The organism is Rhodospirillum rubrum ATCC 11170 (assembly GCF_000013085.1).
GTDB lineage: Bacteria > Pseudomonadota > Alphaproteobacteria > Rhodospirillales > Rhodospirillaceae > Rhodospirillum > Rhodospirillum rubrum.
Genome location: NC_007643.1, coordinates 2,050,074 through 2,064,624, shown reverse-complemented (window position 1 = coordinate 2,064,624; position 14,551 = coordinate 2,050,074). Strand labels below are relative to the sequence as shown.

Annotated in this window: 15 protein-coding genes; 11 read left to right on the top strand and 4 right to left on the bottom strand. The window is 66.9% G+C overall.

Annotated features, from left to right (window positions below):
• The first annotated feature begins 6 nt into the window (after positions 1-6).
• From tatC to RRU_RS09175, 5 genes are all read left to right on the top strand, one after another.
• Positions 7-978, top strand: a complete 972-nt coding sequence (tatC, locus tag RRU_RS09195; RefSeq protein ID WP_011389524.1) for a twin-arginine translocase subunit TatC — start codon at positions 7-9, stop codon at positions 976-978.
• An 89-nt stretch (positions 979-1,067) separates the two neighbouring features.
• Positions 1,068-2,339 (top strand): serine--tRNA ligase, encoded by a 1,272-nt coding sequence (serS, locus tag RRU_RS09190; protein WP_011389523.1) that lies wholly within the window; start codon positions 1,068-1,070, stop codon positions 2,337-2,339.
• Entirely contained in the window at positions 2,339-3,124 is a 786-nt protein-coding gene (gene surE, locus RRU_RS09185; protein ID WP_011389522.1) for a 5'/3'-nucleotidase SurE, read from the top strand. Before serS ends, surE begins: the two co-directional genes overlap by 1 nt.
• 25 nt (positions 3,125-3,149) lie before the next feature.
• The gene (locus RRU_RS09180; RefSeq protein WP_011389521.1) at positions 3,150-3,809 is read left to right on the top strand and encodes a protein-L-isoaspartate(D-aspartate) O-methyltransferase; all 660 of its coding nucleotides are present in this window, start codon (positions 3,150-3,152) and stop codon (positions 3,807-3,809) included.
• A gap of 155 nt (positions 3,810-3,964) precedes the next feature.
• Positions 3,965-5,203 (top strand): M23 family metallopeptidase, encoded by a 1,239-nt coding sequence (locus RRU_RS09175; RefSeq protein ID WP_014626243.1) that lies wholly within the window; start codon positions 3,965-3,967, stop codon positions 5,201-5,203.
• 17 nt (positions 5,204-5,220) lie between these two features.
• On the opposite strand, the gene RRU_RS09170 is transcribed toward RRU_RS09175, so the two are convergent.
• Positions 5,221-6,111, bottom strand: a complete 891-nt coding sequence (locus RRU_RS09170; protein ID WP_011389519.1) for an ATP-binding protein — start codon at positions 6,109-6,111, stop codon at positions 5,221-5,223.
• A 189-nt stretch (positions 6,112-6,300) separates the two neighbouring features.
• Between RRU_RS09170 and yajC the strand changes: the two genes are divergently transcribed.
• The 4 genes from yajC (at position 6,301) to RRU_RS09150 (ending at position 9,866) form a co-directional block, all read left to right on the top strand.
• Complete coding sequence (gene yajC, locus RRU_RS09165) at positions 6,301-6,711, top strand: preprotein translocase subunit YajC (protein WP_014626242.1); 411 nt, start codon at positions 6,301-6,303, stop codon at positions 6,709-6,711.
• Between the two features lie 207 nt (positions 6,712-6,918).
• Entirely contained in the window at positions 6,919-8,385 is a 1,467-nt protein-coding gene (gene secD / locus RRU_RS09160; protein WP_011389517.1) for a protein translocase subunit SecD, read from the top strand.
• A 15-nt stretch (positions 8,386-8,400) separates the two neighbouring features.
• Positions 8,401-9,456 (top strand): protein translocase subunit SecF, encoded by a 1,056-nt coding sequence (gene secF, locus RRU_RS09155; protein ID WP_011389516.1) that lies wholly within the window; start codon positions 8,401-8,403, stop codon positions 9,454-9,456.
• 35 nt (positions 9,457-9,491) lie between these two features.
• Positions 9,492-9,866, top strand: coding sequence for an Mth938-like domain-containing protein (locus RRU_RS09150; RefSeq protein WP_011389515.1), 375 nt, complete (start codon positions 9,492-9,494; stop codon positions 9,864-9,866).
• A 54-nt stretch (positions 9,867-9,920) separates the two neighbouring features.
• Here RRU_RS09150 and RRU_RS09145 read toward each other — a convergent pair whose 3' ends face one another.
• A complete protein-coding gene (locus tag RRU_RS09145; RefSeq protein WP_011389514.1) occupies positions 9,921-10,505 on the bottom strand; it encodes a GNAT family N-acetyltransferase in 585 nt (194 codons plus the stop codon).
• A 150-nt stretch (positions 10,506-10,655) separates the two neighbouring features.
• On the bottom strand, positions 10,656-11,255 hold the full coding sequence (locus RRU_RS09140; protein ID WP_042440414.1) for a superoxide dismutase: 600 nt from the start codon (positions 11,253-11,255) through the stop codon (positions 10,656-10,658).
• Positions 11,256-11,435: 180 nt separating this feature from the next.
• Between RRU_RS09140 and RRU_RS09135 the strand changes: the two genes are divergently transcribed.
• Both RRU_RS09135 and RRU_RS09130 read left to right on the top strand, forming a co-directional pair.
• Entirely contained in the window at positions 11,436-12,284 is an 849-nt protein-coding gene (locus RRU_RS09135) for a phytoene/squalene synthase family protein (protein WP_011389512.1), read from the top strand.
• 210 nt (positions 12,285-12,494) lie between these two features.
• Positions 12,495-12,713 carry a hypothetical protein gene (locus tag RRU_RS09130; RefSeq protein WP_011389511.1) on the top strand — a complete coding sequence of 73 codons (219 nt, stop codon included), beginning with the start codon at positions 12,495-12,497 and terminating at the stop codon, positions 12,711-12,713.
• A gap of 328 nt (positions 12,714-13,041) precedes the next feature.
• Here the strand turns inward: RRU_RS09130 and trmFO are convergent, their stop codons facing one another.
• Complete coding sequence (gene trmFO, locus RRU_RS09125; protein WP_011389510.1) at positions 13,042-14,490, bottom strand: methylenetetrahydrofolate--tRNA-(uracil(54)-C(5))-methyltransferase (FADH(2)-oxidizing) TrmFO; 1,449 nt, start codon at positions 14,488-14,490, stop codon at positions 13,042-13,044.
• Positions 14,491-14,551 lie beyond the last annotated feature (61 nt).

The window sequence follows — 14,551 nt, the reverse complement described above, 5'->3', positions numbered from 1 at the left end:
AAAAATATGGCTCCGGCGGACGCGACGCGCGACGAAGATTCCGACCTTGAAGACAAGAAAATGCCGCTGATCGATCATCTGATCGAACTGCGCAGCCGTCTTTTATGGTCGACGGTGTTCTTCCTTGTCGCCTTTTTCGCCTGTTTCGCCTATGCCCAGGAAATCTATAATATTCTGGTCTTGCCGCTTGCCCGGGTGATGGAGCGGGTGGGCGGGTCGCAGCGCATGATCTATACCGCGCTGACCGAGGCGTTTTTCACCTATGTCAAGGTTGGCGCCTTTGGCGCGATCGTGCTCAGCTTTCCGCTGATCGCCACCCAGATCTGGATGTTCGTGGCTCCCGGATTGTACCGCCACGAGAAGCGCGCCTTTCTGCCGTTCCTCATCGTCAGCCCGATGTTGTTCATCCTTGGGGCGGCGATGGTTTATTATCTTGTTATGCCAATGGCTTGGTCGTTCTTGCTCGGCTTTCAGACGACGCGCGAGCAAACCGTTTTGCCGATCCAGCTGGAAGCCAAGGTCGGCGAATATCTTGGCTTGGTGATGAAGCTGATCCTGGCTTTCGGCTTCAGCTTCCAGATGCCCGTCGCCCTGACGCTGATGGCCCGGGTTGGGCTGGTCACCTCGCGCGGGCTGGCCAAGGCGCGCAAATACGCCATCGTCGCCGTTTTCGCCGGCGCCGCCGTCATCACCCCCCCCGACATCATGAGCCAGGTGATGCTGGCCATTCCGCTGCTGGTCCTCTACGAGCTTTCGATCGTCGCGGCGCGGATGGTGGAAAAGAGCAAGGGGATCGAAGACGACGATCTTGAGAATCTCGACGACGACGAGCCCCCTCCGGCGGCCGCAGCGCCGTCGACCGCCCATAAGCGGGGCGGGACCACGGCCTTGGCCGCTCCGCTTGCCCGCGATGAAGAGGCCGGGGCCGACGGCGATCCGGGGCGCTTCGAAGAGACCGACTGGAATCATGGGCATTAGCCCGCTATAAAGACGACCCTGCGCCTTTTTTCCGCCACACCTCTTGCCGCCTCGCAGACCCCCACACGCCAGCCGACGGACGAACCGAGATGCACGACCTAAAAGCCATTCGCGAAACTCCCGAGGCCTTCGACCTCGCCCTGGCCCGTCGGCGGCTGGAGCCGCGCTCGGCCCTGGTCCTTGATCTCGATAGCCAGCGTCGCGCCGTTCAGACCGAGTTGAACGATCTGCAGGCGCGACGCAACGAGGCGTCCAAGCGCATCGGCCTGGTCAAGAAGGAGGGCGGCGACGCCCAGGCGTTGGTCGATGAGGTCGCCGGCATCAAGGCGACGATGGCCGCGTTGGAGGCGCGTCTGGGGGACCTCGATCGCGACCTCGACGGCCATCTGATGGGCCTGCCCAATATCCTGGACGACGGCGTTCCCGAAGGCCCCGACGAAAGCGCCAATGTCGAGGTGCGCCGCTGGGGAACGCCGCGCGCCTTCGAGTTCACCCCGCGTCAGCATTTCGAGATCGGCGAGAGCCTGGGCGGCATGGATTTCGAGGCCGCCGCCCGGCTGTCGGGGGCGCGCTTCGTCGTGCTCAAGGGGCAGATCGCCCGCTTGGAACGCGCCCTTGGCCAGTTCATGCTGGATCTGCACATCACCGAGCATGGCTATCAGGAGGTGCAGACCCCGGTTCTGGTCCGCGCCCCGGCCCTGCAGGGAACCGGCCAGCTGCCCAAATTCGCCGAGGATCTGTTCCGCGTCGAGGGGGATTTCTTCTTGATCCCGACGGCCGAGGTCACCGTGACCAATCTGGTCGCCGGGCAGGTGCTCGCCGCCACGGCCCTGCCGTTGCGCATGACCGCCTTCACCCAGTGCTTCCGCTCGGAAGCCGGGGCGGCGGGCAAGGATACCCGGGGCATGATCCGCCAGCACCAGTTCGAGAAGGTCGAGATGGTGTCGATCGTCCATCCCGACGACTCGGCGGCCGAACTGGAGCGGATGACCGCTTGCGCCGAGGATGTGCTCAAGCGCCTGGAGCTGCCTTATCGGGTGATGGCGCTCTGCGCGGGCGATGTCGGGTTCAGCGCCCGCCAGACCTATGACCTGGAGGTCTGGCTGCCCGGCCAGGACCGCTACCGGGAAATCTCGTCGTGCTCCAACACGGGCGACTTCCAGGCGCGGCGGATGAATGGCCGCTTCAAGGTCGAGGGCGAGAAGGGCACGCGCTTCGTTCACACGCTCAATGGCTCGGGCGTGGCCGTGGGCCGCTGTCTGGTGGCGGTGCTGGAGAATTATCAGAACGCCGATGGCACGGTGAGCGTCCCCGAGGCCCTGCGCGGCTATATGGGCGGACTTGAGCGGTTGGGGGACTGATGTTTTCGCCGCTGACCGATCTTTCCCGCGCGCGCATCCTGCTGTCCAATGACGACGGCTTCGAAGCCGAAGGTCTGGCCGTGCTCGAACGGGTGGCGCGCACCTTGTCCGACGACGTGTGGATCGTCGCCCCGGAAACCGAACAAAGCGGCGCCGGCCACGCCCTGACCATCCATGATCCCTTGCGCTTCCGGGCGCGCGGCGAGAAGCGCTTTTCGGTGCGCGGCACCCCCACCGACTGCGTGCTGGTGGCGGTCAACCACCTGATGGACCGGCCGCCCGATCTGGTGGTGTCGGGGATCAATCGCGGCGGCAATCTGGGCGAGGATGTCCATTACTCGGGCACCGTCGCCGCGGCGATGGAGGGGACCTTGCTTGGCCTGCGCGCCATCGCCCTGTCGCAGGTGTTTGAAACCAACGGCACGGGCATCGCCGATCCCTTCCAGGTGGCGGCGACCCATGCCAGCGACGTGATCCGCCGGGTCTGCGGGCGGCCGTGGAACCGTCAGGTGCTGATCAACGTCAATTTCCCCGATTGTCCGCTCGACGCGGTGACGGGGATCGAACTGAAGCGCCAGGGGCGGCGCAAGATGGGCGATGATATCGAAGAGCGCCGCGATCCGCGCGATCGCCCCTATCTGTGGATCGGCGCCCAGCGCAAGGAAGACCGCAAGACGGCGGGGACCGATATGGAGGCGATCTCTCGCGGCGCCATCACCGTGACCCCGCTGTGTGTCGATATGACCGATCTGCCGACGATCGAGGCGTTGACGGGGGCCTTTTGACATCCAATCCAGGGAGAGCGGCCCCGTGAGCGTTCCATCGCGCAAGATCCGGCTGATCATGGAGTTGCGCCAGAACGGCGTATCGGCCACTCCCGTTCTCGCCGCCATCGAGCGGGTGCCACGCGACGCCTTCGTTTCGGCGCCCTTCTCCGATCAGGCCTATGAGAACACCGCCCTGCCCATCGGCTGCGGCCAAACGATCAGCCAACCGCTGGTGGTCGGCTTGATGACCCAGGCCCTGGATTTGAACGACCGCCACAAGGTGCTGGAAATCGGCACCGGATCGGGATACCAGACCGCCGTTCTCGCCCGCTTGTGCCGGCGGGTTTATACGATCGAACGCCATGGCGCGCTGCTGCGCGAGGCCGAGGCCCGGCTGACCGCCCTGGGCCTGCATCGCACCGTGGTCACCCGCGAGGGCGATGGCGGACGCGGCTGGCCCGAACAAGCCCCCTTTGAACGCATCCTGGTCACCGCCGCCGCCCTGGATATCCCCAAGGTGCTGGTCGCCCAGTTGGCCATCGGCGGGGTGATGGTTTTGCCCGTGGGCAAGGAGAGCGGCGCCCAGGAGGTGGTTCGCGTGCGCCGCACCGCCGAGGACGCCCTGGTGACCGAACGCCTGTTCCCCGTGCGCTTCGTTCCGCTGGTCGATGGCCTGCCGCCGCGCGACGCGCCCGGGGCATGAGCGCCCCCTTACCACCTCTGATGCCCTGGCGCCCCATTGTGGGGGCGGACCAGCACCCCTATAGTGGGGCCATGACCTCGTCCGCGCAGAATATATCCCGGCCAAGCCCCCGTCTCCCATCCGTTCGGGCGGCGGCGCTTACGGTCGCCCTAGGATTGGCCGTCGCGTCCTGCGGCGGCGGGTCCTCCGATTTCGGCCCCACCCCCGATAGCGAGCGCCAAGCGCGCTCCTATACGGTGGCCCAGGGCGATACGGTGTATGCGGTGTCGCGCCGCTTCGGCATTCCGGTGCCGGCGATCATCAAGGAAAACGCCCTGTCGCCGCCGTTCATCTTGCATATCGGTCAGGTGCTGCGGCTGCCCGGCCAGAAGATCCATACGGTGGCGCGCGGCGATACCCTGTATTCCATCGCCAAGCGCTATTCGATCGACATGAACCGGCTGGCCCGGCTCAACGCCATCGACGATACCAATCTGATCAAGGTCGGTCAGGCGCTGAGCATCCCCGGCGAAGAGGCGCCGCCAAGCGACGGCGACGAGGCCTTGGCCGCCACCTCGATCCCCGTCGCCCGCGAATCCCTGCCGCCGCCCTCGGCTTATCCCGGGGCGGCGGCCTATCCGGGTACGGCCGCCTATCCGGGAAGCCAGACCGCCCAGGCCGCGCCACCGGCCAGTCCCCATGCCGCGCCCACCAGCGTCTGGGTGGCGCCCGGCGGTCCCGCCGCCGCCCCGTCCCCCGCGACCCAGGCTCCGGCGGGCTCACCGTCGCCCGCACAGGGCGCAAACGGGGCCTCGCCCGCCCAGGGCGTAACCGGGTCCTCGCCCGCCCAGGGCGCGACCGCCTCGTCGCCGGCTCAAGGCGCGACCGGAGTCTTGCGGCCGCCGCCATCGGCCGCGCCACCGCTCACCACCCAGCCGGCGCCGCCGATGGCCGCCCCGGCTCCGGTCAGCCCGACTCCGGCCACCGCCCACGGCCCGGTTCCAACGCCGCCCGAACGCTCGGGCGCCTTCGCCTGGCCGGTGCGCGGAACGGTGCTGTCGGGATTTGGCGCGACGCCCAAGGGCCAGCATAACGACGGCATCAATATCGCCGCCCCCCGGGGCACGCCGGTCACCGCCGCCGAAACCGGCGTCGTCGCCTATGCCGGCAATGAAATCAGGGGCTTTGGCAATCTTCTGTTGATCAAGCACGAGGGCGGTTTCATGACCGCCTATGCCCATAACGACGCGCTGCTGGTCAAGCGCGGCGAAACCGTCAGCCGGGGCCAGACCATCGCCCGCGTCGGGTCCTCGGGCGGGGTCGGCGCGCCGCAGATCCATTTCGAGATCCGCCGCAACGGCAAGCCCATCGATCCCACCCCCTATCTTACCGGCCAGAAAGTGGCGAGCCGGTAAGATGGGGGTGGACTGTCCTACTCCAGGGTCTTGCCCAGGCGGCCGGCGAGATCCTGGATGAACTGCCAGGCGGTGCGGCCCGAGCGGCTGCCGCGCGCCATCGACCATTCCCGCGCCTCGCGATGGAGGTCTTCGGTTTCGATGTCCAGGCCATAGGCCCGGGCATAGCCGTCGACGATGTCGAAATAGGTCGGCTGGTCGACATTGTGGAAGCCCAGCCACAGGCCGAAGCGATCGGACAGGCTGACCTTTTCCTCGACCGCCTCGCCGGCGTGAAGGGCGGTGGATTGCTCGTTCTCGACCATCTCGCGGGCCAGAAGGTGGCGGCGGTTCGAGGTCGCATAGAAGATGACCGTATCGGGTCGCCCTTCGATGCCGCCTTCGAGAACGGCCTTCAACGACTTGTAACTGCTGTCGTTTCCATCAAAAGACAGATCATCGCAAAACAACAGGCAGGGCCGGCCCGAGGCCGCCAGGATGCGCAGAAGCCGGGGCAGGGTCGGGATATCCTCGCGGTGGATCTCGACCAGGGCGACCGGGGCGGCGCCCTTGGCGGTCAGGGCCTGATTGACGCTGGCGTGGACGGCCTTGACCAGCGACGACTTGCCCGTTCCGCGCGCCCCCCACAGCAGGGCGTTATTGGCGGGCAGGCCGTGGGCGAAGCGCAGGGTGTTGTCATAAAGGGTCTGGCGCTGGCGCTCGATTCCCTGGAGCAGGGCGATATCGACCCGATTGACCCGGCAAACCGGCTCGAGCCAGCTTTCCGCCGCATGCCAGACGAAGGCGTCGGCGCCGTCGAGGCTGTTGGCCGGGACGGCGGGCGCCCCCTGACGTTCAAGCGCCGTGGCGATGCGTTCGAGCACGGCGAGAAGATCGGCGGGGGAGGCGGATGGCGGGACTTGAGTCATCGGCGAGGTACTCCGGGGAAAAAGCCGCGCGGGCGCGGGTGTTCATAAAAGAAAGCCAGCGGCCTGGATAATCCCCGGCCCTGGGTGTTTGCAAGCGGCGACCGGGCTGGGTATAGTCCGCTCTCCCCCGGCGGGTGGAGCCATGGCGGCTTCCCGCCAAGACCACCCATGAAATGGAACGAGGACCTGATGCTTATCTCCCCGGCTTATGCCCAATCGGCTCCCGGAGGCGCGCTGGGCGGCCTGGAGGCCTTCCTGCCGCTCATTCTGATCTTTGTCATCTTCTACTTCCTGCTCATTCGCCCGCAGCAGCGCCGGATGAAGGAACACAAGGCGATGCTGAGCGCGGTTCGGCGCGGCGACAAGGTCGTTACCAACGGCGGCCTGATCGGCACGGTGGTCAAGGTGATCAACGAACAGGAACTGAGCCTGGAGATCGCCGAGAACGTGAAGGTTCGGGTCATGCGCGATATGATCGGCAATGTGTTGTCCAAGACCGAGCCGGTGCCCGGCGAAGCGTCGAACGATACCGTCGATCCCGCCGCCCCCAAGGATGCCCCGGCCTCGCGCCTGAAGGGCTTCTTCGGCGGCAAGAAGTAAGTATATATCAAGCACACGTCGGTCCGTTGGGGCGATACCGGTTCGATCACCAGGAACCGGAGCCGCCAACGGGGTGACCGGGCGGAGTTCGGCTTCGGCGCGCCCCTCCGCCTTTTCCACTCTAGATCGAAGGATCCGCGCCACCGGCGTTTCGTCGCGCGCGGTTTGATCTAGCGGGTTGGTTTTTCCGTTTGTCGGAGACCTGGGATGCCCGCCTTGTTCAGTCTGTGGAAAGCCATTCCGGTGATCCTGGTCGTTCTGGCCGGGATCACCTTTTCTTTAGCCAATGTGGTTCCCGGGGCGGGCGAGGGTGGCTTGCGCTGGTGGCGACCGCTTTCCCTGGGGCTTGACCTCAAGGGCGGCAGCACCTTCCTGATCGACCTTGACGCGCCGGCCCTGGTCCATGAGACCCAGGTGGCGCTGGCCGCCAGCGCCGGCGCCGCCCTGCGCGGCGAACGCATCGGTGGAGCGGCCAATCTGGGCGAGGACGGGGCGGTGGTCGTCGATATCGCCGATGCGGGCCAGCGCGCCGCGGCGCTGCGGCTGTTGCGCGGGCTTGAAGCCGGAACCGAGGCGGAGATCACCCCCGCCGGGGCCATCCGCCTGACCTTTACCGCCATCGCCCAGGCCGAGCGCACCGACCGCATGGTCGCCCGCGGCCTGGGAGTGCTGCGCCAGCGTCTGCGTGAGGCGGGCCTCAGCGAAATCCGTCTGGAACGGCGCTCCGACCGCCGCATCCTGGTCGCCTTGCCCGGATTGGACGACTCGGAGCGGGTGAGGGACCTGCTATGGCGGCCGGCGCGGTTGTCGATCCGGGCGGCGAATGGCGAGGGGGGAACGATCGACGGCGATCGGCTGACGAGCGCCCAGGCGACGGTTCAGAACGGCAAACCTTTGATCAGCCTGCGCTTTGATGGCGTCGGCGAGCGACGCATCATCCAGATGCGCGGCGGCGAGGGCGGCGAGCGCGGACTTGAGGCGACGATTGACGGCGAGGCGGTGGCCGTCCGCCTTCTGCGCCAGCCCGGATCGGGGGGCATCGGCCTTTTGCTCGATGGCGCCTTTTCCACCCGCGCCGCCCAGGATCTGGCCCTGATGCTGCGCGTTGGCGCCCTGCCCACGCCCTTTCGGATCGTCGAGGAACGCACCGTCGGCCCCAGCCTGGGCGCCGATCGCGTCGCCGCCGGCGCCTTGGCCAGCGCGGCGGGGGCTTTGGCGGTGACCGTCTTCCTGATCGCCGTCTATGGTTTGTTCGGGGTTTTCGCCACCATCGCCCTTGGTCTTAATTTCTGCCTGCTGTTTGGCATGCTATCGGGGCTGGGGGCGACGCTGACCTTGCCCGGCATCGCCGGCATCGCCCTGACCATCGGCATGGCGGTGGACGCCAGCGTGCTGATCTTCGAGCGCATCGGCGAGGAGGCCCGCGCCGGGCTGGCGGTGGACGAGGCGCTGCGGGCGGGCTTCGGCAAGGCCTTTTCGGCCGTGCTGGACGCCAATATCCTGACGCTGGGCGTTGGCGCCTTGCTATTTTGGCTGGGCGGCGGACCGGTGCGGGGATTTGCCGTCACCCTGACGCTGGGGGCCGTGAGCGCCCTGTTCACGGCGATGCTGCTCAACCGACTGATCGTCGCGCTCTGGCTGCGTCTGGCGCGGCCGAAAACCATTCCCCTTTAAAGGGTCCGCCCCATCATGCCGCGTCCCTTCGCCCGACTGACCGCCGACTTCCACTATGATTTCCTTGTCAGCCGCGCGCGGGTGATGGCGGCTTCGGCGGCGCTGCTCCTCGTCTGCCTGCTCGCCCTTGGCCTGCGCGGCCTGGATCTGGGCATCGATTTCACCGGCGGGCTGGTGGTCGAGGCGCGGACGGCGACGGCGATGGACCCGGTCGACCTGCGCCAGAGCTTGCGGGCGAGCGTCGTCGGCGAGGTCGACGTGACCACCTATGGCGAGGATGGCCGTAGCGTCACCGTGCGGGTCGGCCGCCAGACCGGCGGCGATCAGGCCATGCTGCAGGCCCTGGAGGGGGTCAAGACGGCTTTGGGAGAGGGGGCGACCTATCGCAGGACCAATCTGGTCGGCCCGACCGTGGGCGGCGAGGCGACGATCGCCGGGCTGCTGACCGTCGCCCTCGCCCTGGTGCTGATCGCGGCCTATGTGTGGCTGCGCTTCGACTGGCATTACGCCCTGGGCGTCGTCCTTGCCCTGAGCCATGACGTGGTCGCCGTGCTTGGCCTTTACGCCCTGTTTCAGATCCCCTTCGATCTGACCAGCATCGCCGCCTTGCTGACGGTGGCCTGCTATTCGATCAACGACACGGTGGTGATCTTTGATCGGGTGCGCGAGGAACTGGCCCTTACCCCCGACGCCCCGCTGGCCACGGTGGTCAACAAGTCGATCAATCGCACCCTGGCCCGCACCATCGTGCTGTCGGGCAGCACCCTGGTCACCATGGCCTGCCTCGCCCTGCTCGGCGGGCCGCAGTTGCGCGGCTTCGCCCTGGCGCTTATCTGGGGAACGGTGGTCGGCACGCTGTCGTCGATCTATGTCGCCGTTCCGGCGCTGATGGCCTTTCGCGGCCGCTCCAAGACGGCGGACGACGGTCGGGAGGGCGAGGACGACGGGGAGGATACTCCTCCGCCCCGCGCCGCCCCGGGCAAAGCCAAAAACGCCCCCGCCGTCGCCGCCGGGAAACCCGCCCAGGCCAAGCCCGCCGCCGCTCCGCCGTCCCGCAAGGAACGCCGCTAACTCCCTGATCTGGGACAAAAAAGGGACGCAGATCCATGGAATTGAAGATGGAAATTCCCGCCAGCCGGCGGGTGGTCGAAGCCTATGGCGATGGCGGCTTCCGGGTGAGCGGCGAGCGCCATCTGGGCTCGCTTCTTGTCACCCCCGAACGGGTTTTTCCCTGGGTGGCCACCCGCATCGACGAGATGGACCTCGCCAGTCTGGCGCCGCTGCTGGCCATGGCCGAGGATCTCGATATCGTGCTCATCGGCTGTGGGCCGCGCATGACCTTGTTGCCGCGCCCGCTGCGCGAGGCCCTGAGCGCGGCCGGGATCGCCCCCGAGACCATGGACACGGGGGCCGCCTGCCGGACCTACAACGTGCTGATCCAGGAGGATCGCCGGGTGGCGGCGGCGCTGATCGCCCTATAAAAGCGACCGTCGCCCGCCGAAGCGATCCGGCGAGCGGCGGAAAGAGGGGCCTTGTTAGATCTCGCGGGCCATCAACAGCGTGCGGCGGGCGGACAGGCGGGGGGTGAAGGGCAAGGTGATCTCGCCGGTCACCTGGAAGCCGAAATCCTCGTAAAGGGCGATCGCCCGGGTGTTGGTCGACCAGACCTGCAGGCTGACCCGCTTGCGGCCCTCGGCCCCGGCCATGCCCAGGGCCTCGCCGACCAGCTTGCGGCCGATACCGGCGCCGCGCTGGGTCGGGCTGACCGCCATGGCGTTGATCAGCATGCTTCCGGCATCGCGCAGGGCGAACAGAGGCGCCAAATGGTTGGTGCGGTCGGCCGGGATCAGATCCAGGGACAATTCATCGAGGCGCTCGACCGGGAAGGCGTTGACCATGCCGACAACGGTGTCCTCCATCACGGCGACGCGGCATTCGGGCCAGCCGATCGGGCTGTCGCCGGCCTCCACCAGATGGCTGACCATCTGCCAAGATTCCATGTCGGGGATCAGGCCGCCAAGAAGAAATTCGTAAAGGCCTTCCCCGGCCTGAACGAAAAGCCGGGCGATGGACGGGGCGTCGCTTTCCGCCGCATCCCGGACCGTGATGACTTCGTTCATACCCTGACATACCTCCCATCGGTTTCGTCGACTGGGGGGGACGGTGCCATAACCGGGCAGCCGGGGCAACCGTGGCGGGCGGCGACGGCGACGCGCCGGCCCCTTTGCGGGGGCCAAACAGCCGTTTCGCCGCCGCGCGCCCGGCGCCGATCAGGCCTTGGCCAGATTGGCCGCCAGGAAGTCCCAGTTCACGAGGTGATCCAGGAAGGTCTGCAGGAAGTCGGGGCGGCGATTCTGGTAATCCAGATAATAGGCATGCTCCCAGACATCGCAGGTCAGAACGGCGGTCTGGCCCTTGGTCAGGGGCAATTCGGCATTGGGCGTCTTGGCGATCGACAGCTTGCCGCCGTCCACCACCAGCCAAGCCCAGCCACTGCCGAATTGGGTGACGCCGGCCTGCTTGAACTGCTCCTTGAAGGCGTCGAGCGAGCCGAAGGCGCCGTCGATCGCCTCTTTGGCCGCGCCGGTCGGCTGGCCGCCGCCGGTCGGCGACAGGCTGTTCCAGAAAAACGTGTGGTTCCACACCTGGGCGGCATTGTTGAAGACCGGGGTCTTGGCGGCGTCGCCGGCCACGGTGGTAATGATATCCTCAAGCGACTTATCGGCCAGGGGGGTATCTTTGATCAACGAATTGAGGGTGGTGACATAGGCGTTATGATGCTTGCCATGATGAAATTCGAAAGTCTTGGCTGAAATATGCGGCTCCAGGGCCTCCTTGGCGAAGGGCAGGGGCGGCAGTTCGAAAGCCATGTCGATCTCTCCTAGATTGTTTGTGTCGCCGCTCTCCCGATCGTCGGGAAAACCGATGGCGGGTTCGCAGGCGATATACGCCATTTATGGGGGTTCCCGACGAATTTGAAGGGGTATCGGGCAAAATCACCTGGGGCGCCCCCTCTTTACGCCCAACGGACCACGAAGAAGGACGTTCCGATGGCCCAAGCCGAAGACCTCTCGCCGCTGGCCGGCGCGGTGCGCGACTTTGATCCCAACCGCTTTCAGACCGCGCTGTTCGCTCCGGCTGAACAACGGGAAAATCTGATGGCGCTTTATGCCTTTAACGTCGAAATCGCCCGCATCGCCGAAACGGTCAGCGAGGCTTTGATCGGCGAGATGCGTCTGCAATGGTGGCATGACCTGTGCGAGGGGGCCTTCAGCGGCGCGGTGATCGCCCGCGGCCATCCGGTTGGCGAGGCGATGGAGCGGTTGATCGCCGGCGGCCGGCTTGACCGCCCGACGTTGAGCGCCGCCATCGCGGCGCGGCGGCTTGATCTCGCCGCCGAGCCCTTCGCCACCCCGGCCGATCTTCGCGGCTATGCCGAGGACACCGCCGGCGGGCTGTCGAGGATGGCCGCCGCCCTGCTGGGCGCCGATCCGTCGACGATCGCCGCCGCCGGCCATGTGGGAACGGCCTGGGGACTGCTCGGCGTGGTGCGGACGCTGTGCCCGATGGCCGCCCAGGGTCGCCTTTACCTGCCATCGCAGTTAGCCGACGAGCGCGGCGTCACCCGCGAGGATTTATCGGCGCCACCGGTCACGGAGGCGGCAAAGGCCCTATGCTTGGATCTGGTGGGCGAGGTCGAGGACCTGTTGGCCGAGGCCCGGGCCCTGCGCCGGCGCATCGACCGCCGCCATCTCTCGCCGTTTCTGCTCGCCCCGCTGGCCCGCCCCTATCTGGCCCTGTTGCGCCAAAGCGGCGGCGACCCGGCCGATCCCGGCCTGTGGACCATCGTCCGCCGGCCGTTCTCGCTGTTCTGGACCGGGATAAGGGGCCGTATCTGACGGCCGCGAAACCGCCTCCGGTCCGCTCCGACCGAAAAGGGGAGGGGGGCGGCGACTTTCTATCAAGACCCGGAAAAGATTGGGGATTCAAAGACTTGAAGTTTTTTCTTAAAAAGCGTATTCTAAGATCCTGACGTTGAACAGAACCTCGGATGCTTCGGTATCCACCCCTCCCCCGGGTCCGGGGGGTCGAGGAAAAGGAGGCAGGCGATGCCCTTCATTCGCTGCACTCTCGGCCAGCATATGGCCGCCGCTTTTAGTGTCGTCGCTCTCAGCATCGTTTTTGCCGGCGCGATCGATGTCGGCACCACCGCCCTTGGGCTGCTTGCCGGCGTTCAATCCCCGCAGATCGAAGATGTCGGTGGCATCGGTGCCCCGGCCTCCGCCGAATGGGGCCGCACCGTGCTTGCCCTGTCGGGCATGCACTGACCGCCCGCGGGCGTCATCATACACCGTCGCCTGCGGGCGTTCTTATCCACTGCCGCTTTCGGGCGCCCCCGTCGTGGACGCCCGATTTCCCCCCGGAAGGCGCTCGCCTATCGGGGAAGGAAGGGGCGTATGCCGTTCAGCCAAAGAGAGGCGGCGCCGTGCGACCCCAAGCCGCGCCAGCTTGAGGCGGGGTGATTCCGCCTTGCGCCGCGCGCTCAATCGTCCGCCTTGCTGGTCCGTCCTCCCCATCCCTATCCCTCTCAACAGGCCCGTTTCCGGGCCTGTTTTTTTGTGAGGAATGACGCATAACCCCTTGTTGGACTTTGCTTTACTCGCTTGAGCCGCTCGCTGGGCCCAGCGGGGTGGGCTCGGGGATGGGAAGGGCGGCGCGCGGGGAATCCTCGGCCGACCAGGGCGAGGGCTGGCGCAGCCAATCGCCGAGATCGACCAAAGCCCGGCGGGCGGATTCCAGCTTGCGCTCGCGGCCCTTGGGCACCCGGGGCTTGGCGCCGGGGCGCACGGGGCGGGCTTCAAGCGGCGGCAACAGGCCGAAATTGACATTCATCGGCTGGAAGGTTTCGGCATTGGCGCCGCCGGTGATATGGCCAAGCAGCCCGCCCAGGGCGGTTGTCGGCGGCGGCGGCGCAAACGAGGCGGCGTCGAGGATCTCGGCGCTGGCGAAACGACCGGCGAGCAGCCCGATGGCGGCGCTTTCCACATAGCCCTCGCAGCCGGTGATCTGGCCGGCGAAGCGCAGATGGGGGCGGGCCTTGAGGCGCAGCGTCGGATCGAGAAGGCGCGGGCTGTTGAGAAAGGTATTGCGGTGAATGCCGCCGAGTCGGGCGAATTCGGCGTTTTCCAGCCCGGGGATCATGCGGAAGATCCGCGCCTGTTCGCCATGCTTCAGCTTGGTTTGGAAGCCGACCATGTTGTAGAGGGTTCCCAGGGCGTTATCCTGGCGCAGCTGCACCACCGCATGGGGGCGCAGACCGGGATTGCGCGGGTCGGTCAGACCCACCGGCTTCATCGGTCCGAAGGCCAGGGTTTCGCGGCCGCGCTCGGCCATCACCTCGATGGGCAGGCAGCCGTCGAAATAGGGCGTGCCTTCCCATTCCTTGAACATGGTTTTCTCGCCGGCCAGCAGGGCGTCGACGAAGGCGTCGTATTGGTCGCGGGTCAGCGGGCAATTGATGTAGTCGCGGCCGTCGCCCTTGTCGTAGCGCGACTGGAACCAGGCGCGGTCGAAATCGATGCTGTCCTTATGGACGATCGGGGCGATGGCGTCGAAAAAGGCCAGACTGGTCTCGCCGGTCGCCTCGGCGATGGCGGCGGCCAAAGCCGCCGAGGTCAGCGGCCCGCTGGCGATGATCGCCGGTCCGTCCTCGACTGCGGGCAGACGGTCGACCTCGCCGCGGCGGATCTCGATCAGCGGATGCTCGGCCAGGGCGCGGGTGATGGCGTCGGAAAAGCCCTGGCGATCAACAGCCAAGGCGCCGCCGGCGGGAACCCGGTGGGCCTCGGCCATCGCCAGGATCAACGATCCGGCGCGGCGCATCTCCTCGTGGAGGAGGCCGACGGCGTTATAAAGGGGATCATCCGAGCGCAGCGAATTCGAACAGACCAGTTCGGCCAGTCCGTCGCCGAGATGGGCCTCGGTAGTGCGGAGCGGCCGCATCTCGATCAGGATCACGCGCAGCCCGGCACGGGCGGCCTGCCAAGCGGCTTCGCATCCGGCAAGACCGCCGCCGACGATGGTGAGGGGAGGGTGCTGTGTCATGGCTTCTCCCATAATGCGGCGCGAGCCGGCTGTCTAGAAATAGCCGCGCCTGTTCCCTTGG